Annotated in this window: 18 protein-coding genes; 9 read left to right on the forward strand and 9 right to left on the reverse strand. The window is 62.1% G+C overall.

The genetic code is table 11. From position 1 onward, the window contains the following. The first annotated feature begins 32 nt into the window (after window positions 1-32). The 4 genes from H281_RS0129950 (at window position 33) to H281_RS0129970 (ending at window position 3202) form a co-directional block, all read left to right on the forward strand. Window positions 33-725, forward strand: a complete 693-nt coding sequence (locus tag H281_RS0129950; protein WP_020070810.1) for a DUF2242 domain-containing protein — start codon at window positions 33-35, stop codon at window positions 723-725. Between the two features lie 798 nt (window positions 726-1523). Further along, window positions 1524-1775, forward strand: a complete 252-nt coding sequence (locus tag H281_RS0129960) for a hypothetical protein (RefSeq protein ID WP_020070812.1) — start codon at window positions 1524-1526, stop codon at window positions 1773-1775. A 238-nt stretch (window positions 1776-2013) separates the two neighbouring features. After that, window positions 2014-2766, forward strand: a complete 753-nt coding sequence (locus tag H281_RS0129965) for an IclR family transcriptional regulator domain-containing protein (protein WP_020070813.1) — start codon at window positions 2014-2016, stop codon at window positions 2764-2766. Window positions 2767-2989: 223 nt separating this feature from the next. Next, window positions 2990-3202 carry a hypothetical protein gene (locus H281_RS0129970; RefSeq protein ID WP_020070814.1) on the forward strand — a complete coding sequence of 71 codons (213 nt, stop codon included), beginning with the start codon at window positions 2990-2992 and terminating at the stop codon, window positions 3200-3202. Between the two features lie 216 nt (window positions 3203-3418). Here H281_RS0129970 and H281_RS0129980 read toward each other — a convergent pair whose 3' ends face one another. Further along, window positions 3419-3697, reverse strand: coding sequence for a hypothetical protein (locus tag H281_RS0129980; protein ID WP_020070816.1), 279 nt, complete (start codon window positions 3695-3697; stop codon window positions 3419-3421). Window positions 3698-3775: 78 nt separating this feature from the next. Then, entirely contained in the window at window positions 3776-4582 is an 807-nt protein-coding gene (locus H281_RS0129985; RefSeq protein WP_020070817.1) for a Mut7-C RNAse domain-containing protein, read from the reverse strand. A gap of 133 nt (window positions 4583-4715) precedes the next feature. On the opposite strand from H281_RS0129985, the gene H281_RS0129990 reads away from it, so the two are divergent. Both H281_RS0129990 and H281_RS0129995 read left to right on the forward strand, forming a co-directional pair. Beyond that, complete coding sequence (locus tag H281_RS0129990) at window positions 4716-5585, forward strand: NAD(P)-dependent oxidoreductase (RefSeq protein ID WP_020070818.1); 870 nt, start codon at window positions 4716-4718, stop codon at window positions 5583-5585. 67 nt (window positions 5586-5652) lie between these two features. Beyond that, window positions 5653-6300, forward strand: a complete 648-nt coding sequence (locus tag H281_RS0129995) for a LysE family translocator (RefSeq protein ID WP_020070819.1) — start codon at window positions 5653-5655, stop codon at window positions 6298-6300. Window positions 6301-6551: 251 nt separating this feature from the next. Here the strand turns inward: H281_RS0129995 and H281_RS0130000 are convergent, their stop codons facing one another. The 6 genes from H281_RS0130000 to H281_RS0130030 all read right to left on the reverse strand — a co-directional run bounded on the left by H281_RS0130000 (window position 6552) and on the right by H281_RS0130030 (window position 13335). After that, window positions 6552-7376: an OmpW/AlkL family protein gene (locus tag H281_RS0130000; protein WP_020070820.1), complete on the reverse strand. Its 825-nt coding sequence runs from the start codon at window positions 7374-7376 to the stop codon at window positions 6552-6554. Window positions 7377-7543: 167 nt separating this feature from the next. Continuing rightward, the gene (locus H281_RS0130005) at window positions 7544-8788 is read right to left on the reverse strand and encodes a DUF2957 domain-containing protein (protein WP_020070821.1); all 1245 of its coding nucleotides are present in this window, start codon (window positions 8786-8788) and stop codon (window positions 7544-7546) included. A 98-nt stretch (window positions 8789-8886) separates the two neighbouring features. Further along, a complete protein-coding gene (locus tag H281_RS0130010; protein WP_020070822.1) occupies window positions 8887-10308 on the reverse strand; it encodes a DUF2957 domain-containing protein in 1422 nt (473 codons plus the stop codon). A gap of 489 nt (window positions 10309-10797) precedes the next feature. Next, window positions 10798-11745: an N-acetyl-gamma-glutamyl-phosphate reductase gene (gene argC / locus H281_RS0130015; protein ID WP_020070823.1), complete on the reverse strand. Its 948-nt coding sequence runs from the start codon at window positions 11743-11745 to the stop codon at window positions 10798-10800. A gap of 207 nt (window positions 11746-11952) precedes the next feature. Further along, window positions 11953-12525 carry a flavodoxin family protein gene (locus H281_RS0130025; RefSeq protein WP_020070824.1) on the reverse strand — a complete coding sequence of 191 codons (573 nt, stop codon included), beginning with the start codon at window positions 12523-12525 and terminating at the stop codon, window positions 11953-11955. A gap of 207 nt (window positions 12526-12732) precedes the next feature. Then, entirely contained in the window at window positions 12733-13335 is a 603-nt protein-coding gene (locus H281_RS0130030) for a YbhB/YbcL family Raf kinase inhibitor-like protein (RefSeq protein ID WP_020070825.1), read from the reverse strand. 366 nt (window positions 13336-13701) lie between these two features. Here H281_RS0130030 and H281_RS0130035 point away from each other — a divergent pair, with 366 nt between their 5' ends. Then, window positions 13702-14391: a response regulator gene (locus H281_RS0130035; RefSeq protein ID WP_020070826.1), complete on the forward strand. Its 690-nt coding sequence runs from the start codon at window positions 13702-13704 to the stop codon at window positions 14389-14391. Window positions 14392-14482: 91 nt separating this feature from the next. Here H281_RS0130035 and H281_RS0130040 read toward each other — a convergent pair whose 3' ends face one another. After that, on the reverse strand, window positions 14483-15169 hold the full coding sequence (locus H281_RS0130040; RefSeq protein WP_020070827.1) for an orotate phosphoribosyltransferase: 687 nt from the start codon (window positions 15167-15169) through the stop codon (window positions 14483-14485). A 403-nt stretch (window positions 15170-15572) separates the two neighbouring features. Here H281_RS0130040 and H281_RS0130045 point away from each other — a divergent pair, with 403 nt between their 5' ends. Together H281_RS0130045 and H281_RS0130050 are read left to right on the forward strand one after the other, a co-directional pair. Beyond that, window positions 15573-16805: an MFS transporter gene (locus tag H281_RS0130045; RefSeq protein WP_027805064.1), complete on the forward strand. Its 1233-nt coding sequence runs from the start codon at window positions 15573-15575 to the stop codon at window positions 16803-16805. Between the two features lie 277 nt (window positions 16806-17082). After that, on the forward strand, window positions 17083-19365 hold the full coding sequence (locus H281_RS0130050) for an NADP-dependent malic enzyme (RefSeq protein ID WP_020070829.1): 2283 nt from the start codon (window positions 17083-17085) through the stop codon (window positions 19363-19365). Window positions 19366-19478: the final 113 nt, after the last annotated feature.

A 19478-nucleotide genomic window follows, 5' to 3' on the forward strand; every position in this document is an offset into this window, starting at 1 on the left:
CTTTCGCATTCACGCAGCGTTTCTGATTGACCATGTCCACCTCGCTTCTAAAGACCACTGCGGCCTCGCTGTGCGGCCTGCTGATCCTCGCCGCCTGCAGCAGCGCACCGACGCCCAAATTCCAGCAAGAGCTATTCGAAACCGGCGCGAGCCCCTATGCGCGCAATTTCAACTCGAGCGTCACGGACACATGTGAAGCTGCGCGTCGAGCCTTGTTGAGCCAGGGCTATCTGACCACGATGACCCGCAACGATACCGTCGACGGCACGAAGAACTTCCAGCCTACCGGCGACACCCACGTGGTCGTCGAATTTCACGTGGTGTGCACGCCGGGCGAAGAGGCGAGCAGTAGCAGCATCGTCTATGTGAACGCGGTGCAGAACGGCTTCGCTTTGAAAAAGAGCGACACGTCGGCAAGTGTCGGATTGAGTGTGCTCGGTTCGCTGTCACTGCCAATCCGCTCGAACAGCGACGCGATGGTGAAGATCTCTAGCGAGACGATTCCCTCGGGCAAGTTCTACGACCGATTCTTTGGTCTCGTCGGCCACTATCTGCAGACCGTGGTGCGCACTGAGCCTGTCGTCAGCGACCGTATCGAGACACATCTGCTGCCGCTGCCGGTTGAGGCAGCGGCGCCTACCCCTTCGCCTTCGCCCGACATCGCCGACCCGATCGGCAAAGCCGCTTCCGTGCAACCGGCGAGCGAAGCGGCCTTAGTACGCTAAGTCAGGCTGGATAAGTCGTCGGGCTGTCGCCGCTCAATGCGGTTGCAGCCCGCAAAACCAGCGCGCAAGCCGCAGTTCTCCTAGGTCTTTTACTTAAGACGTATACATATGTAGTAGTAGTTAACAAGGGTTAGTCCTGTCTGTGGATAACCGCGGTTTCTTCCGTTAGATCAAAGTAATGCGGTCGCGATAACTGTGGGGCTCTTCTCTGTAGAAAATCTACAAGGCCGGGATAACTTTTCACGTCGGCGACGCCTTCTCCGTTTTATCAAGATTTCGCGCACAGGCTGTTCCATGCGCTATCCCTACGTTATGCAAAGGCCGCTGTGGATAAGTAGTGGAGCGCCCGGTCGCATCAGGGGTGCGCAAGGCGTGGCCTCTAGTGCAACCGAGGGCTCGCGAGCGTACAGATCGCACGCACCGTCGCGCGCAGAGTAAGGCAGGCGGAACAAAGATTGCGTCTCTCTTTCTGCAGCGCGACCGTTGCTATTTAGCCGAAACAGGTTGGTAAATGCCCGATCCGGGCATAGAGTTAAAGTGGTTTCTGAGGTTCTTGGTGCAGTGCGGGGGGTGTCGGATGAAACGCAGAACAGCACGACAGTTGGTCCGTCTTCTATCGGATATCAGGCATGCGGCCCATTGCAGCACGTTGCGGGCGGCGGCTACCAACCGGGAAATTGCGATCGCATCGGCCGAGCGCGATGCGGGGCTGGAAGAGAGTCACGAACGCGACGAAGGCAATGAAAGCGCCGATACGACCCGCGAGGTTCGCGAGAGCAAGCCGGCCCGGAGCGGATCATGAGAGCCTCGAGCGACCAGTCGTTGCGTTTTCTCGTCGAGAAATGGCTGGCGCCCGCTCCGTCTGCGGCCGTGCACGTCACCGAATTCAGTCGTACCCGCGATGGCGGCCGGCGCTACGTGCGCGTGGAGACATCGGCGGAATCAGGCTCGCGCGCGCTGTTCTTCTTTCGTCACGACGACGGCTGCTGGTGCGTATTCCCGCCCACCGGCGATGCAAGGCACCTGTACGCGCATCCGCGCGCCGCTTGACGGCGCACCTAGCGTGCCGCTTTTTCCCACCGCGTTCATCGCACACTCCGGTGCTCGTTGAAGCACGGATTCATGCAACCGCAAGACTCACCATCGACTGATCCAACGCCCCGCGCGCGCCAATCGCGCAAGAGTGAGGCGGCTTCGGGCACAATCACGCGACGAAAGGTGCCAGCGGCTAGACCGAAATGAGCCGCCAGCAGAGCTTTCGCTCGCAGCCCGAATCCCAGGCAACCCGATGGACGACAAAGACTGGATCGCCGGTGCCGCGAAAGCGCTCGCGATCATCGAGGCATTCGACGAAGAGCACGCGCGCATGACGCCGACCGCGGTAGCCGGACGCGCCGGTTTGTCGCGCACGGCGGCGCGTCGCTATTTGCTGACACTGCGCGAACTCGGCTACGTCGACACCGATGGCAAGCTCTTCTGGCTCGCGCCACGCGTGTTGCGGCTAGGGCAGTCCTATCTCGACTCCGCGCGCTTGCCGCGCACGGTGCAGCCGTTCCTTCAACGGATTACGGCGACGCTCCAGGAAACCGCGCTCGTCGCGATTCTCGACGAACACGACGTTGTCTACGTCGCCCGTAACGGTGTGAACCGGGCGATGGCGGTCGGCTTCGTTCTCGGCTCGCGCGCGCCGGCGCCGTTATCGTCCGCGGGGTTGGTGTTGTTGGCGTTCCAGGCGCCGGAGAACATCGAACAATGGCTCGCGTCGTATCCGATCAAGGTGTTCACGCCGCACACATACTCCACCATCGAACGGCTGCGCGAAGTGCTCGGCGAGATTCGGCGCAACGGTTACGTGGTTACAGACCAGCAACTGGAACTCGGTGTCCGCGGCGTTGCCGTCCCGCTGCGCGACCGGCACGGCACGGTCGTCGCGGCGATTAGCGTGAGCATGCCGATCGGTCAGGAGTCGGCGAACGCGGCGCTGCACCGCGTTCTGCCGACGCTGCTCGAGACCGCGAGCCTGCTGCGCAACCTAGTGTAGGAAGAGCTAAGGGATATCCCTGATATCGGCTGTTTGTGAGCGAAAGCGGCTCGAAAGCCAGCTGTCTCCCGGAAAATACATATCCCGTTTTGCGCATGACAAACCGCCTACGCCAGGTAATACTCTCCCGCGGGAAGCGGTAAGGCGCCTGTAGCGCTCCCTGCTTCACCGCGCAGTTATTTCATTCACACTGACTCAGTCGTTGAGGTTTGGGGAACAACACATGAAAAAAGTTATCGTCTCGCTCGCAGCAGCATCGATCGCGCTGGTTTCGGTTCAAGCTTTCGCACAAGCATCGGACGCAGCCGCTCCGGCCGCTGCAGCTAGCGCACCGAAGAAGCATCACGTGAAGAAGCTGAAGACGCACGGCAAGCGCGCTCCGGTTGCTGCAGCAGCGTCGGCTGCCGGCACGAACGACAAGGGCACGCAGAACTAAGCTGGCGCCCTTCGTCAGGCGAGCCGCTTCGCCTGCTGCACGCGCCGCACGGGCGGCTGTCATGCGGGTTCGATGCAGGCGTCGCAAGCAAAAAGGCCAGAGCTCCTGCTCTGGCCTTTTTGTATTCCGGTCGCGTTTGTCGCGAGTCCCGGCGATTCGCAGCGATCTTCGCCCAGCGCGCTCGCATACCGCGCCGCGCATTCGCGTTAGCGGTGTTTAGCCCGCGAGGCCGCGTTTGATCACTTCATTCAGTAGTCCGGTCATCCCTTCAGGATGCGTCGCGGCGCGCTCTTTCAGCTCGGCAACCAGGTCGCCGTTCAGCTTGCATGCGAACGCGACGAGACCTTGCGCCTGATCCAGTTTGCGCTGCTCCCGGCGATCCAGTTTCGGCTCCGCAGCCGAAGCCTTGCCGAAGCGTTCGGCGGTGGACTGCTTCATTGCATTGTTCAGCTTGAGTGCCTTGTTCTTTTCAAGGTCGGTCTTTTTCATCGCCATACGTCAGGCCTCTGCCAGATAAGTAATCCCGCATTGTACGCACCGCGCGTTGCGTCGCGCGAGCGAACGGCGTTGCGTTCAAGGCGAGGCGGCCGACGCATCTGCATCGCGAGCGTCGGCGTCGGCATGGGCATCGGCGTCGACCGGTGCTGCGGCTACGCTGTCCATCAGTGCGCGCATTCTTTGCCAGTGCGTGCCTTCCCAGAATACGCGGCGGCACACGTCGCAAGTGACAAACTGGTTATGCCGCTGCAGCACGCCGTCGGGCGCGCGATCGCCGACTTCGTCGCGTGGAATGCGCCGCAGCGGTGCGTTGCACATCAGACATAGACGGAACGGCTGCGCGCTGCCCGCCAGATCCAGCCGTTCGAACACTTCGCGCAACTGCTCGCGCGGACGGAGCGTGCGGACGTAGCAGCCATGCGTAATCGAGCGGCGCTTCAATAGCTCGCGGTCGCGGGTGAGGACGATGCGGTTCTCGGCGGCGGCGAGTGCTTCGATATCCGCGTCGGGATAGTGGTTGTCGTAGAGCGTATCGAAACCCGCCAGGCGCAGCAGCGGTGCCAGGCCGCCCAGATGTGCGTCGGCGATGAAGCGCACTACGCGCAGCGGCCGTTCGCGCACTCGCAGCAGCGGGCGGATGTCGAGCGCTTCGAACTTCGGATAGACGGCGACGCGATCACCCTCGGCGAGAGGATGATTGAATCCCACCGACTCGCCGTTCACGAGGATTAGTTCCACTTCGGTGTGCGGTACGCCGAGCGCTTCGATTGCGTGTTTCGTCGTGGCGTCGCGCGCGCATGCGTAGGCGAACGCTCGCCGGCGCAGCGGCCGGGCGAGAAAATCGTTCAACTCCTCATAGAAGCGGAAAGTCGCGGTGACCATCGCAGAAGTATCGCACCGTGCGCCGTTGCGTGCCGCAGTGACATGCCCGGTTGCGGGCCGCGGTTGCGTCGTTTTCCTGCATATGTCCCACGGGTGTGCTTTACTTCCAGTTCTTTAGAAGACGGAGCCTCAGATGGACATCGGTTTTATCGGTCTCGGCGAGATGGGCGCCGCGATGGTTGCAAACATCCTGAAAGCAGGGCATCAGGTACGTGTATGGAACCGCTCGCCGGAACGCGCGCAGCCTCTCGTAGACGCTGGCGCGCGACTCGTCGCGACGCCCGCCGAAGCGTTCGCCGGCGACGCCGTGTTTTCAATGCTCGCCGACGACGCCGCGTTGCGCGAGGTCGTAACGGCATCGCTGCTGGAGCATGCGCCGCGCGGCCTGATTCACGTGAACATGGCGACGATCTCAGTTGCGCTCGCCGAAGAACTCGCGACCGCGCATGCGTCGCGCGGTGTCAACTACGTCGCCGCACCGGTACTCGGCAGGCCGGACGTGGCCACCGCCGGCAAACTGACGATCGTGGCCGGCGGGCCTGCGGAGTCGATCGATCGCGTGCAGCCCGTTTTCGACGCGATCGGGCAGAAAACCTGGCGCATCGGTTCGCTGCCGCAACAGGCGAACGTCATCAAGCTTGCCGCCAACTTCATGCTCGGCGCGGCGGTCGAGACGCTGGGCGAAGCGGCCGCGTTGGTGTCGGGACATGGCCTTGCGATCCAGGATTTCCTCGACGTGATCACGAGCGGGATTTTCCCCGGCCCGGTCTACGCGGGCTACGGCAAGATGATCGCGGAGCAGAGCTACGAGCCGGCGCTCTTCAAGGCGCGCTTGGGGCTGAAAGACTTGCGGCTTGCACTTGCCGCAGCCGACGCAGTCACGACGCCGCTGCCAATCGCGAGCGTCGTTCGGGACAGCCTGCTGGAGGCAGTCGCGCATGGCGACGGCGAGAAAGATTTCGCGGTGCTGGGCCAGGTGGCGGCCCGCCGCGCCGGCCGTTGATCAACGCGGCCCGCACGGGCGGTGCCGCTTCACGTTCACTAGTTGCCCAACCTTTTGCGGTGATGTCATGAGTTTGCATACCTGGTGGCTGTTTGCCGCCACTGTCTTTGTCGTGTGCGCCATTCCGGGCCCGAACATGTTGCTCGTCATGACGCACGGCGCCCGGCACGGCCTGCGCCGTACAGGTGCCACAATGGCCGGATGTCTGTCGGCGCTGGTGCTGATGCTGGCGGTGTCGGCGGCGGGGCTCGGCGTGTTTCTGGAAGCGTGGCCGGCTCTCTTCAATGCGCTGCGTTTTATCGGCGCGGCGTATCTGGTGTATTTAGGCATCAAGGCGTGGCGCGCGCCCGCTGACGAAACCGCGGGCACCGAGGCTGCGACCAATGCCGACGACCGGGCCGCGAAACCGGTTCGCTCGCCTTTCGCGCTGTTTCGCAACGGTTTTCTGGTGTCGGGCAGCAATCCGAAGGCGATTCTGTTCGCCGCGGCGCTGCTGCCGCAATTCATCGACGCCTCGCTGCCCAAGCTGCCGCAGTTCGGCATTCTGGTGGCGACGTTCGCCGTTCTCGAGGTGAGCTGGTATTTCGTCTACGCCGGATTCGGCACGCGCATCGGCAGTCGTCTGAAGAGCCGCAATGTCGCGCGCATGTTCAATCGCCTGACGGGCGGCGTTTTCGTCGGCTTCGGCGCGATGATGGCGTTAGTGCGGCACTGACGGCGGCGTGTTCCGGCCTGCCTAAGCACATGTGGCGAAACTGCAACAAGAGGGGACAACCCTGATTTTGATGTTGCGTCGCACCAAACCTTTTGCTATAGTTTGTCTTGTCTCCTCCATGTCTCCTCTGATATGGATTCAGCCCGCCAACTTAGGCGGGCTTTTTTTTGCCTCGAATTCCTTCTGTCCCTACAAGCAAAAAAGCCGGCTCTCCGCACGCGGTGGGCCGGCTCGGTCGCGCGTCGGTTCTTTCAGAACTTATACGAGACCGCGAGGAACGAGATGATCGGGTCAGCTTTGAGCTCGGCTTTCGAGACGCCCAGTTCCGTGCCGTCCGCGGCTTTGATAATGACCGACGAAGTCGTCTTCAGCGGAATGTAGGTCACGGAGGCCACCAGGCCCCAATGTTCCGTGATGTTGTACGCGAGGCCCGCGTTGAAAACCGGCGCCCACGAGGACGAAGCCTTCGCCGACACCTGTGTTTTGCCCGGCTTGCCCGCGCCGGCGGCGAGGATGGCGCCAAGGTTTTCCTGCGTCGATTGCACGAAGTTCGGGCTCAGCTGAATGTCCGAAAACCAGTTGTACGACACGCCGACGCCCACAAACGGCCTGAATTTAGCCGTCGGTGCATTGAAGTAGTACTGGAAGAGCAGGGCCGGGCTCCACTGGCGCACGCTCTTTACGATCGGATTCACCTGCGGATCGCCGATGTCCTGCTGGCCGAGCGCGCCGGCCGGTCCCGGCGGCTTGATCGTGCCGTGCCCGTAGATCTTGAACACAGGGGGCACGCCCGCCACTGTCGTCACGGCAATGTGATCGGTCAGGTAATGGCTGAACACAAGGCCGACGGTGTCGGCGTTGTTCGTCGACAGACTCGTGCCTTCTGAGGTGAACGAACTTGGCAACCGCAGCGGGGTGTTGATCGGCGTGGGCGCGACGTGGGTGGTCAGCGGCGTGCTCGAATCCTGCGGCATGACGTGAAACCAGCCGAGCGCGGCGACGTTGTCGCCCGCATGTTGTGCGTGCGCACTGGCGGACAGGCACGTGACCAGCATCGCGAGATAGATTTTTTTCATGTTGTTGCTCCTCTAGGGCGCTCGTCAGGCGCGAGGCGCGCGTCGAGCGATGGCGCAGGCCGCAAGGCCGGCGCGCATGATCGTCGCTAACCGGGCCGCCGCGCTGCAGGAGCGGGCGGCGACCTCGGCGCAAAGGCCATTGCGTAATGACGGCGCGGGCGTGCCCGTTATTGAACGAAGGCGCCGATCGTGAAGTACGGCGAGGCCGCGTTGGTCAGATCCAGGTAGCCGAATACGCCGCCTGTGAAAATCATCTTTCCGGTCGCCGTATTGCCCGTGGATGCGCCGACATGCGTCGTTGTGACTACGCCCGGCACTGTTTGCGTGAAGTCGAGATTCAGCGCGGTAGCAAGCGAGGCCTGCGACGCGTTGAACGGATCGAGCAGCGTCGCCTTAGTGCCTGCCAGTGCGGTCGTGCGATAGTCGAACTGGCTATCTACGCCGATGTACTCGCCGTTCTGCGAGTTGACCGCTATCGGACTCTGCGGCGAGAGAATCGAGATGCCTGATTCGTCGTCCGCGTACGGTCCAAGCGCGCCGTTTTGCGGCACCGTGACCGACGAGTTCGCCGCGCCGGTACGCACGAGAATCGGCACCAACTGGTTGCGCAGCCTGCCGACGATCATGTAGCCGCGAGCTTTCGGCGTGGTGGCGAGCGTGGGCTTCGCCTGTCCCTGAAAGTTATTGGTCTGGAATGCGCCGCTGCCGTCGGCCGCCGGCGCGAAGTTACTGCCAGGCTGCCGGCATTTGCCCGCGTTGACGCCGGAGTTGTCGCACTCGGTCCATGTACCGTCGGCGTTGATCGTGATTTTCGTATCCACGGCGACGGGCGCAAAATTCTGCGACGGCACCTGGTGGTAGCCAAGCTGGTTGTACGTGCCGGCCACCTTCGTGATGTCGGTTTCGATCGACGAAAACCCGATGAACGGGTAGTAAGGGAACTTGGTGTCCGGCACGGCGCCGACGCCGAGAATGCCACCGAACGAAATTTCTGCACCGGGAATCGTGCCGCCCGCAACGCCCTCGCCGACGAAGATCCGTGCCGGCCGGTTCGGATCGAGGCTCGCACCGTTCAGGCGGAACGCGCACTGGTTCAGCTTGTTGGTCGGCAGCAGCGTTTCCTGGGTCAGTGTGCCGCTAGCGACCTGACCCGCACGCGTTGGGACGACGGTGCCGGTGGTCGCGGGAATCGGAGATTCGACGTAGGTCACCTGCCATGTCATCTTTGCGGTGTCGAGTTGCAGTTTGACCAGTTCGCCGTCACCGCCGCCGCCTGTGTACACCGTGCTGTAGTCGAGCGACGCGGGGCACAGTCGAACTTCCGTCATTGGTCCGTCGCCGCCGCCACCACCGCCGCATGCCGCCAGTAACGGTGCCGCAAGTGCGAGCACCGACAGGAATCTCCATTTCATATCGCCTCCAGAATTTTTTCGTTGTAGGTGGCCGGCTCCCAGTCCAGCCACCGCTTGCTCTTTTATGTCTCGTCCTGCCAACTGGGTTTGCTTCCCCGCTACTTGCTGATTTGCGCTCCTATGCCGAAGTACGGCGTGCTCGGCGTGTCCGCATTCGCCGACGTCGATGCGATGCCGTCGTTCTCCGCGCCCTGGATCTCGATCGCGTATAAACCGCCCGAGGCGATCGCGAAGCCGGTCTTGCCTTTGGCGTCCTGCACGCCGACGAGTCCGGGGCTCGGCAATCCGTAGCCGAGGCCGAAGCCGCTTTCGCCCGCCGAAGTGCTCGGGTTGATGAACGTGCCGACCGCGCCCTGGATCAGCGTCGCCGTGTACTTGAAGTTCGAATCGGCGCCGACGTAGCCGCCGTCGAAGCCGCCGGATGCGAGCGGCGTCGCCGCGGCGAGCATCGCGATACCGGACTCGTCGTCGACCTTGGCGTCGAGATGAAGCGGCGCCGTCCCCAGGTTGATGAAGCCGGTGCGCACGACTAGCGGCACGGTCGCGCCGTTCACCTGGCCGAGAATCATGTGCGCGGTCCCCGACTTGCCGGTCGCGCCGACTAGCGGGAGTTGAAACTGCTGCACGATCTGCGGCGCCTGCTGGCTGTCGAAGTAGCCGTTGCTGTTGAGCGTCAACGGGTTGCCGGTGGTCAGGCAGCCGCCGGCGTTGGGTGAGTAATTCGGATTGGCCGTGTTGCTGCTCGTGCAGGTGCCGCTTGCGTCGAACGTTTCGACGGTGTTGGTCGCGACCGTCGAATAATTGCCCGACGGTGCCAGGTGATACAGCAGGCCGTTGTACGTGCCCGGCAGTTTCGTGATGTCGGTGGTCGTGCTCGCGAAGCCGAGGAACGGGTAAAAGTCGAAATGCCGGTTCGGCACCGCGCCGATCCCCGAGCCGATGAGCGGAATCGACAATCCGTCGAACTGGACCGTCGCGCCCGGGATGCCGCCGCCCGCCACGCCCTGGCCGACGAAGATCATCGGCGGATTCGGGTTGTTAGCGAAGCCGGGCGTGGTGTAGGGCTGGCCGTCGCCGGCCGCGGTGCCGGTGCCCGCGCCGAGAATGAACGCGCAGCGCGTTTGTTCAGCGGTCGGCAGCGTGCCGGTGGGCGGGTGAATCACCGCGCCGGTGATCTGGGTGCCGGCTCGCGTGGGTGTGACCGTGCCGGTGCGCAGCGGAATCGGCGACTCGAGCCACTTGAGCGTGTAGGTCATCGCAGTGGCGTCGATATTGATCTGCACCACTTCGCCGCTGCCGGCCCCGCCGAGGAACGTGCTTTTGACGATGTCGGCGGTGGCGGGACAGAGCGCAGCCGCAGTGCTGTTCGAAGCAGGCGGGCCCTGCACGCCGCAACTGGAACCCGAGCATTGCGGCGAGTTGATCGGGCCGGGATTATCGGCTTTGCCGCCGCCGCAAGCTATTAGTAAAGGCGTCGTGGCAATAGCCATTGCCAGGCCTCGAATAATGGCGTCCGCCATACTGTTGTCTCCCTTCATGTATTTGTGCGAGCTAATTTCGCTGCGCGATTAACGCCTGTCAATTGAATGAGCCGTCTAAAAAAGCCGATTCAAACAACGGCATTTTGGCTATGCACGCAGTGAGTGGGCGCAAGCGGCGCTTTTAAACAAAAACGTGAGTTGGACGCGAAAGAACGCTTTGTTGCTCGGCGGCACACCCTTACCAGGTAAGCCTGAGAGCAAAATGGCTCTATGATCTGCGAACGATCGTTCGACAAAAAACCCGGAGTTTCCCTATGCGGAAAACTATGCTGATCGAATGACGGGCGGGGAAGAGTTACTCGAAAAATTCAACTCGCGATTCGGTGGGTTCAAATAACGGGAGCCAGTTTCGAATAACTGTAAATAAATGTTTCAGCGGAGGGGTTTTTAAAACAAAAAAAGCCGGTCTCTTGAGACCGGCTTTCGCAAAGCTGACAAACGGCAAATCGATGCCGCTATTTAACCTTGTTAGCGTTTCAAACCGCTTTCCTCAGCCGCGCCGATTGCCAGATTCATGCATTGAATCGCCGCGCCCGAAGCGCCCTTGCCCAGGTTGTCGAGGCGAGCCACGGTCACGAAGCGCTCCGCCGTGCCAAACACGAACAGATCGACGCGGTTCGTGTCGTTGTTCGCCTGAACGTCGAAGAAACCGCTGTCGAGATTCGCTTCGGCGTCGAACGGCGCGACGCGCACGAACGCTTCACCGGCGTAGTACTCGGCGAGATGTGCCTGCACCTGTTGCGGCGTGGTCTTCCTCGCCAACTGGCGCGGCGAGAAGTAGGTGGTGACAGCGAGACCCTTGTAAAAGTCGCCGACGATCGGCGTAAAGATCGGCGCCGACGTCAGCCCGGTGTGCGCCGCCATTTCCGGCAAATGCTTGTGCGTGAGACCCAGCGCGTAAGGACGCGGGCTCTTGAGCTTCGCATTACCGCCGGCTTCGTAGTCGGCGATCATTTTTTTGCCGCCGCCGCTATAGCCGGTGATCGAATAAGCGTGCGCGTCGAAGTCAGGCGCGACCACGCCCGCGTCCACGAGCGGGCGCATGGCCAGCACAAAAGCCGATGCGTGACAGCCGGGAACGGCGATGCGCTTGGCTGTGCGCAGGCGCTCGCGCTGCGAACGGGCAAGTTCCGGCAGTCCGTAAGCCCAGTCTGCTGACGTGCGGAACGCGGTGCTGGCATCGATCAGAACCGTGCGCTCGTTCTCAACGAGTGAGGCCGATTCGCGGGATGCAACATCGGGCAGGCACAAGAACGTCACGTCCGACGCGTTGATGAGACGACGGCGCTCCTCGATATCTTTGCGCTTCGCTTCGTCGATGCGCAGAATCTCCACGTCGGCGCGCTGCGACAGGTATTCAAAAATCTTCAGGCCGGTCGTGCCTTCCTGTCCGTCGACAAAAACTTTCGTGCTCATCTCGATCTCACTGGCTTCTTTGAAAACGGCGCGCTAGGCCGCGCGAAAACGCCATTTTAAAACCTCATCGCCGCCCGCGTGCGAAAGCGCTGGAAATGGGCGCGAAAACGGCAGAAAAACGACGATGCTCGCTCAAGGTGACAGCGGCATGACGCAGGCGCGGCGTAGCAAGCAGGCACCGCGCGACGAACCGGCCAACGCGAAGTATTAGCCTGCGGCGGATATCCAGCGGGCTGTCACTTGGGCGACGCGTGCGCCGAACAGGCGCGCCGTTTCCAGATCGCCTGCAGGCGGCGCCTCTTCCGGCGATGCATCCGCCGGAGATTGCGTAAGCACGCCGGTCGAACCGCCGACGTAATTCAGGTCGTTGCGCGTCGCGGCCTTGGTATTGGACGGCATCAGACCGGTACCCACCCAGATCATGCCGTGCTGCATCGCGAGCGTGACGAAGTACTGGATGGTCAGGAACTTGTCGCCGTTCATCGTCGCCGAGTTGGTGAAGCCGGCCGCGATCTTGTCCTTCCAGGTTTGACCAAACCACGGTTTTGAGCTCGCGTCGGCGAACTTTTTGAAGTCGGCGGACGGTCCGCCCATGTACGTCGGCGCGCCAAAGATGATCGCGTCGGCGGCGGCGAGTTCGGCCCACGCAGCTTCGCCGATGTCGCCGACAGGCAGGAGCTTCGCGTCTGCGCCCGCCTCCTGGGTGCCGGCGAGCACGGACTCGGCGACTTTCTTCGTGTGGCCGTAGCCGCTGTGATAAACGATGACGATCTTCGACATAAGACGCTCCCGCAAAGAAGAGGTAATTGAACGACGCACGATGCCGATGCGTTGGCGGCCCGATGCAGTGCTGGTGGCCCTAACGTGTGCAGCCTGAAAGCATATAAACCCGCGCGGATCACAGAGCGCGCACGGTACGTCGGATGCGCATGCAAGCCATACGCCAATCGGCCTACCAGCCGACAGGGCACTTCGACGTGCGCCGCACTATCGACCGTAATTCACCACCATCCTCGCGCTGCCGAGCGCCGCGGTGCCGACCTCGTGATCGAACATCAGTGCGGGTCGGCCTTGCGCGAGGCGCAGGTCCGCAGTGTTCAATGCATACACCGTAATCACGTAGCGGTGCGGTTTACCGGGCGGCGGGCAGGGGCCGCCATAGCCGTCCGTGTCGAAGTCGTTGCGGGATTCCACCGCGCCGAGCTTCCTGAGAAAGCCCGAAGCGCTCGCGTTCTCCGGCAGGCTCGCGACAGTCGCCGGGATGCCTGCGACGGCCCAATGCCACCAGCCGCGGCCCGGGGCATCGGGATCGAACATGGTGATGGCAAAACCGCGCGTTCCGGCCGGCGCGTCATGCCACGTCAATTGCGGCGAGCGGTTACCGCCCTTGCAGTCGCCCTGATCGAAAACTTGCGGAGTATTGACTGTGCCCCCGGCCCGGAAGCTGGCGCTGGTCAGCGAGAATGCGCCTTGGGCGAAAGCGCGTGGCCCCTGCACAAGCCAGAGCGCGAGGCTCAGTGTGGCGCAGACAAAAAACGGCGTGCGGCGAATCGGTGAAGCGTACGAAACAACCAGGCAACGCAAGTGCATGTGCCGGTTCTCCTGTGTCGACCAGAGGGGCTGTTGCTGTCGGTGAGCCTGGCGCTTCGCACCTGCTCGACTTTACGCAAAGCGCTTACTCGGATCCTATGCAGCACAAGGTTGCTGCGAGGGCGCGAGCTGACTGACTCGCGCTGATTATTGTCCCTATTTTGTGCCCGAAGGTCGAATCAAGTCTAACATTAGCTCTACGATGCATCATTGTTGTGCCTAACCGGATTGCGGGCCTAAAAATCGGCTATAGTCGGAAGAATTTTCGCGTGCACTGGCCCGTGTTCCTATTAGGTAGCGTAAACATTAAGAACAAGAAGCATGTCTGAAGTTTTGGAGAGGGGTTTTCCTGTCGAGGTACGGGCAATGCAAGAGGCAGTCAAGGTCGTCATCGCCGACGATCATCCAGTAATCCTATTCGGCGCAGAACAGGCCTTGCTCAAGTTTCCCGGGATGCAGGTGGTCGCGCGTGCGCGGCAGTCGACGGAACTGATCAAGATCCTGCAAACGGTTGAGTGCGACGTGCTCGTGACCGACCTTGCAATGCCGGGCGGCCAGTTCGGCGACGGCTTGCCGTTGATCGGCTACCTGCGCCGCAACTTTGCAAAGGTTCCCATCGTCGTACTGACGATGCTGGAGAACGCCGCGCTGCTGCAACGCTTGCGAGAGCTGGGCGTGACGTCGGTTGTGAACAAGTCGGACGATCTGAGCCACATCGGACTCGCGGTGCAGCACGTGAGCCGCAACCTCGAATACATGAGCCCGTCGGTGAAGGCGTCGCTTGACGCGTTGCGCATGAATGCCGGCGGCAAGAGCGACGAGGTGATGCTATCGAGACGCGAGCTTGAAGTCGTGCGGCTCTTCGTGTCGGGAATGACCATCAAGGAAATCTCCGAGCAACTGAATCGCAGCATTAAGACGATCAGTACACAGAAGAACACGGCGATGCGCAAGCTCGGCATTGACCGCGATTCGGAGTTGTTCCAATACGCGCAAAGCAATGGCTTGCTGAATTTGTCGTCGCATTCGGCGGGAAATGGGGGCGACCCGCCTTAACCATTCGCAGCTATTTTTTGCCGCAAAAAGATAAAGGCCGCCTGTGAAAAACAGGCGGCCTTTTTATTCGAGCGGTATTGCGCAGTGACGCTTACTGGGGCGTTGACGTTGCGCCGCCGTGCGCTGCCGACCACTCAGCCGGTGCGTGCAGGAATTTTTCGACTTCGTCGAGCGTCTTCGAGTCGAAGTACTTGTTTTCCTTGGCGACGCGCAGCACGTCCCACCACGTAGCGAGCGCGTGCAGATCGACGTCGATGTCTTTCAGCACGGAGACGCTTTCTTTGAAGATGTTGTAGTGGAACAGCACGAAGCAGTGATTCACCGTCGCGCCCGCAGTGCGCAGCGCGTTGATGAAGTTGATCTTGCTGCGGCTGTCGGTGGTTAGATCTTCGACGAGCAGTACACGCTGACCTTCGGTCAACAAACCTTCGATCTGCGCATTGCGGCCAAAGCCCTTCGGCTTCTTGCGCACGTATTGCATCGGCACCATCAGGCGGTCGGACAGCCATGCCGCGAACGGAATGCCGGCGGTTTCACCGCCCGCCACCGCGTCGATCTGCTCGTAACCCACGTCGCGCAGAATGGTGCTTTCCGCCATTTCCATCAGGCCGCGACGAACGCGTGGGTAGGAAATCAGCTTGCGGCAATCGATATAAACCGGGCTCGCCCAGCCGGACGTGAAAATGTACGGTTTCTCCGCGTTGAAGTGCACTGCCTGTACTTCAAGCAGCATCTTGGCGGTGGTGTCGGAGATCGTCTGGCGATCGAAGCCTGTCATGGGCGGATCCTTGGGTATGAGCGGGAGAAGCGGGCGCCAAGCCCGGTGGCGCAGCAAGCGGGATATGCCGCGCCGTACTGGGCGGAATATGCAGCCAGCCAGTGGATGCCGGCCGGTTTTTGCTGCGCGCGTAGGCCGACATTTTACCCGAAACGGACCCTTCCGAGGAGGCCGTCGGCGCGGCCGTCCAGAACCGCAACGGCCAACGCGGCGTCGAAAGCGCTGGGCAGGCATTCAGCGGGAGGGCCTGGCGCGGCTTTCTACCTGACGTCGCGGCGCGATCTCGCGCTTGATCGACTGGCTTTTTGGCTAGCTTGTGAGCGGCTTTGCGCGCCTTTACACTCACGCGAATTTCTCGGCCGCCGGCCGCCGCTGTCCTTACACCGAAATTCGGATCGCTTCCATGACGCCCGCCTCCTCTGCCGCCGACAGTCCCGCCACCGCCCGGAACGGTTACGCCGCCCGGGCGTTGATCGCATCGGTGCTCGGCTATGCGATGGACGGCTTCGATCTGCTGATCCTCGGTTTCATGCTGCCGGTGATCGCGGCGGACCTCCACCTCAGTTCTGCACAGGCCGGCTCACTCGTCACGTGGACGTTGATCGGCGCGGTAGCCGGCGGTTTGATCTTCGGCGTGCTGAGCGACTATTGGGGCCGTGTGCGCATGCTCACCTGGACCATCCTGGTGTTCGCGGTTTTCACGGGCCTCTGCGCACTCGCGCAAGGCTATACCGACTTGCTCGCTTACCGGACCGTTGCGGGTATCGGGCTTGGCGGAGAGTTCGGCATCGGCATGACACTCGTGGCCGAAGCGTGGCCGGCGTCGCAGCGCGCGCGAGTGTCGTCGTATGTGGGCCTCGGGTGGCAACTCGGTGTACTGGCGGCCGCATTGCTGACGCCGCTTCTGTTGCCGCTTATCGGCTGGCGCGGCATGTTCGCGCTCGGGCTGCTGCCTGCCGTGGTGTCGTTCTTCGTGCGGCGGCGCGTCGAGGAGCCGGCGCTCTTCACCGAGCGGGTCGCACGCGGCATGCGCAAGCTGCCGCTGAAACTGCTGATAGCCGACGCACGCACGGCGCGCGCGAGCCTCGGTGTGGCGATCCTATGCTCGGTGCAGAACTTCGGCTATTACGGGCTGATGATCTGGCTGCCGAGCTATCTGTCGAAGACCTTTGGCTATTCGCTGACGAAATCGGGCGTGTGGACGGCGGCCACGGTGATCGGCATGGCGTGCGGCATCTGGCTGTTCGGCATAGCCGCCGATCGTTTCGGTCGCAAGCCTGCGTTTCTGTTCTATCAGGCAGGGGCGGTCGTCATGGTTTTCGTCTATGCGCATCTCACAACGCCAGCGGCACTGCTGATCGGCGGCGCGGCGATGGGCGTGTTCGTCAACGGAATGATTGGCGGCTACGGCGCATTGATCTCCGAGCTTTATCCCACCGATGCGCGTGCGACCGCGCAGAACGTGCTCTTCAATGTCGGCCGGGCGGTTGGCGGCTTTGGCCCGGTCGCGGTGGGCGCTCTGGCCGCGCGCTATTCGTTTGGCGCCGCGCTGCTGTCGCTCGCGTCGATCTATCTACTCGATGTGCTCGCAACTTTGTTCCTGATCCCCGAACGGCGCGGCGCCGAACTCGAATAGCCGGCTGCCGCGTCTGCTCAAATGCGGCGCCGCAGCATGACTGGCGGGCGTTTCGCCAATGGCGAGCGGTGTTAACCAGTCAGTGCATCGACACCTACGGGGTGTACACTAACCGACCCGCGTAGCACTCCGCACCGTCCTGCCCTCCGCCGAGGACCGACGCCGCGCCTAACCGGCGCACGCGAAAATCGCCTCGGTCGATTATCCATTCGATAGATCCAAGCGACGCCAACGTTGCGGTGTGCCGGCCCAATTTCTTACGTCTCGCAGGCAAAAAATGGACGAACAACTGAAGCAAAGCGCCCTCGCATATCACCAGAACCCGAAGCCCGGCAAGATTTCGGTTACGCCGACCAAGCCGCTATCGAATCAGCTCGACCTGTCGCTCGCATACTCGCCGGGCGTGGCCGCAGCCTGTATGGCAATCTACGACGAGCCGCTCGACGCGCAGAAGTACACCTCGCGCGGCAACCTGGTCGGTGTGATCACGAACGGCACAGCCGTGCTCGGTCTTGGCAACATCGGTCCGCTCGCCGCGAAGCCGGTCATGGAAGGCAAGGGCTGCCTCTTCAAGAAGTTCGCCGGGATTGACGTGTTCGATATCGAACTCGCCGAGTCCGATCCGGACAAGCTGGTGGAAGCCATCGCGATGCTCGAGCCGACGCTCGGCGGCATCAACCTGGAAGACATCAAGGCGCCCGAGTGCTTCTACATCGAGAAGAAGCTGCGCGAGCGTATGAAGATTCCGGTCTTCCACGACGATCAGCACGGCACGGCGATCATCGCGTCGGCGGCGATTCTGAACGGCCTGAAGGTAGTCGGCAAAAAGCTCGACGAAGTGAAACTGGTGTGTTCCGGTGCGGGCGCCGCGGCGATCGCGTGTCTGGACCTGCTGGTGAACCTCGGGTTGTCGAAGCAGAACATTCTCGTTGTCGACTCGAAGGGCGTGATCTACGAAGGTCGCGGCAATCTTGATCCGTCGAAGGAACGTTATGCCGCGAGCACCGAAGCACGCACGCTGGCTGACGCCATTCGCGGCGCGGACGTGTTCCTCGGCTGCTCGAGCGCGGGCGTGCTGAAGCCGGAGATGGTCGCTGAAATGGGCACTCAGCCGCTGATCCTCGCGCTGGCCAATCCCGAGCCGGAAATCCGCCCGGAAGAGGCGAAGAAAGTGCGTCCGGACTGCATCATCGCGACGGGCCGTTCGGACTATCCGAACCAGGTCAACAACGTGCTGTGCTTCCCGTTCATTTTCCGCGGCGCGCTCGATGTGGGCGCGACCACGATCACGGAAGAAATGAAGCTCGCGTGCGTGCGCGCGATTGCCGAACTCGCCGAAGAAACCGATCAGGGCGATGAAGTCGCAAAGGCGTACGAAGGCCACTCGCTCGAATTCGGTCCCGAGTATCTGATTCCCAAGCCGTTCGATCCGCGTCTGATCATCAAAATTGCGCCGGCCGTCGCGCAAGCGGCAATGGATTCGGGCGTCGCGACCCGTCCGATCAAGGACATGGACGCATATCGCGAAGAACTCGGCACCACCGTCTACCGCACGGGCATGGTGATGCGTCCGGTTTTCGCGGCGGCGAAGTCGGAGCCGGCCCGCATCGTGTTCGCCGAAGGTGAAGACGAGCGCGTGCTGCGCGCCGCGCAATTCGTGCTGCTGGAAAAGATCGCCAAGCCGATTCTCGTCGGCCGTCCGTCGGTAATCGAGATGCGCCTGAAGAAGATGGGTTCGAAGCTCCGGTGTGGCGAAGACTTCGAGATCGTCGATCCGGAAGACGATCCGCGCTATCAGCAATGCTGGCAGGCGTACCACGAGTTGGGTGCGCGCGAAGGCGTAACGCCGGACGTCGCGAAAGCCGCGATGCGCAAGTTCAACACGCTGATCGGCGCGATCCTCGTGCGCCTCGGCGAAGCCGACGGCATGATCTGCGGGATGATCGGCCAGTACCACACGCATCTGAAGTTCATCGAGCAGGTGCTGGGCAAGGCGGATAACGTGCAGAACTTCGCCGCCATGAATCTGCTGATGCTGCCGGGCCGCAATCTGTTCATCTGCGATACGTACGTGAACGAAACGCCCACAGCCGAGCAACTTGCCGACATGACCATGCTGGCTTCGCGCGAAATCGAAAAGTTCGGCATCACGCCGAAGGTCGCGCTGCTGTCCAACTCGAACTTCGGCAGCGCGCCGTCTGCGTCGTCGCAACGCATGGCCACGGCTCGCAAGCTGATCGTGGAACGTGCGCCTACGCTCGAAATCGACGGCGAGATGCACGGCGACGCGGCGCTGTCGGAAATGGTCCGCAAGGCTGCGTTCCCCGGCACGACGCTCTCGGGCGAAGCCAACCTGCTGATCATGCCGAACGTGGAAGCGGCGAACATCGCGTACAACCTGCTGAAGATGGTCGGCGGCGACGGCGTGACGGTCGGCCCGTTCCTGCTGGGCGCCGAAAAGCCGGTGCATGTGCTGACGCCGGCTGCAACCGTGCGCCGGATCATCAACATGACGGCGGTGGCCTCGGCAAACGCACGCAAGTCGGTGAACAGCAAGTAAGCGAAGCGGCGCCCGTTGGGGCGCTCTCTTCTCGCGGCGTGTGGGTGACTAGCGCCGCGAAAATAAAAACGCCACGGAAAGAGATTCCGTGGCGTTTTTTTATGCGTGCAGCG

It is taken from the genome of Paraburkholderia caledonica (genome assembly GCF_000383275.1).
Classification (GTDB): Bacteria; Pseudomonadota; Gammaproteobacteria; order Burkholderiales; family Burkholderiaceae; genus Paraburkholderia; species Paraburkholderia caledonica.

Excerpts from the sequence above, each read along its gene's own strand:
- H281_RS0129950 (WP_020070810.1), top strand. The coding sequence starts at position 33 with ATGTCCACCTCGCTTCTAAAGACCACTGCGGCCTCGCTGTGCGGCCTG.
- H281_RS0129960 (WP_020070812.1), top strand. The coding sequence starts at position 1,524 with ATGAGAGCCTCGAGCGACCAGTCGTTGCGTTTTCTCGTCGAGAAATGG.
- H281_RS0129965 (WP_020070813.1), top strand. The coding sequence starts at position 2,014 with ATGGACGACAAAGACTGGATCGCCGGTGCCGCGAAAGCGCTCGCGATC.
- H281_RS0129970 (WP_020070814.1), top strand. The coding sequence starts at position 2,990 with ATGAAAAAAGTTATCGTCTCGCTCGCAGCAGCATCGATCGCGCTGGTT.
- H281_RS0129980 (WP_020070816.1), bottom strand. The coding sequence starts at position 3,697 with ATGGCGATGAAAAAGACCGACCTTGAAAAGAACAAGGCACTCAAGCTG.
- H281_RS0129985 (WP_020070817.1), bottom strand. The coding sequence starts at position 4,582 with ATGGTCACCGCGACTTTCCGCTTCTATGAGGAGTTGAACGATTTTCTC.
- H281_RS0129990 (WP_020070818.1), top strand. The coding sequence starts at position 4,716 with ATGGACATCGGTTTTATCGGTCTCGGCGAGATGGGCGCCGCGATGGTT.
- H281_RS0129995 (WP_020070819.1), top strand. The coding sequence starts at position 5,653 with ATGAGTTTGCATACCTGGTGGCTGTTTGCCGCCACTGTCTTTGTCGTG.
- H281_RS0130000 (WP_020070820.1), bottom strand. The coding sequence starts at position 7,376 with ATGAAAAAAATCTATCTCGCGATGCTGGTCACGTGCCTGTCCGCCAGT.
- H281_RS0130005 (WP_020070821.1), bottom strand. The coding sequence starts at position 8,788 with ATGAAATGGAGATTCCTGTCGGTGCTCGCACTTGCGGCACCGTTACTG.
- H281_RS0130010 (WP_020070822.1), bottom strand. The coding sequence starts at position 10,308 with ATGGCGGACGCCATTATTCGAGGCCTGGCAATGGCTATTGCCACGACG.
- argC (WP_020070823.1), bottom strand. The coding sequence starts at position 11,745 with ATGAGCACGAAAGTTTTTGTCGACGGACAGGAAGGCACGACCGGCCTG.
- H281_RS0130025 (WP_020070824.1), bottom strand. The coding sequence starts at position 12,525 with ATGTCGAAGATCGTCATCGTTTATCACAGCGGCTACGGCCACACGAAG.
- H281_RS0130030 (WP_020070825.1), bottom strand. The coding sequence starts at position 13,335 with ATGCACTTGCGTTGCCTGGTTGTTTCGTACGCTTCACCGATTCGCCGC.
- H281_RS0130035 (WP_020070826.1), top strand. The coding sequence starts at position 13,702 with ATGCAAGAGGCAGTCAAGGTCGTCATCGCCGACGATCATCCAGTAATC.
- H281_RS0130040 (WP_020070827.1), bottom strand. The coding sequence starts at position 15,169 with ATGACAGGCTTCGATCGCCAGACGATCTCCGACACCACCGCCAAGATG.
- H281_RS0130045 (WP_027805064.1), top strand. The coding sequence starts at position 15,573 with ATGACGCCCGCCTCCTCTGCCGCCGACAGTCCCGCCACCGCCCGGAAC.
- H281_RS0130050 (WP_020070829.1), top strand. The coding sequence starts at position 17,083 with ATGGACGAACAACTGAAGCAAAGCGCCCTCGCATATCACCAGAACCCG.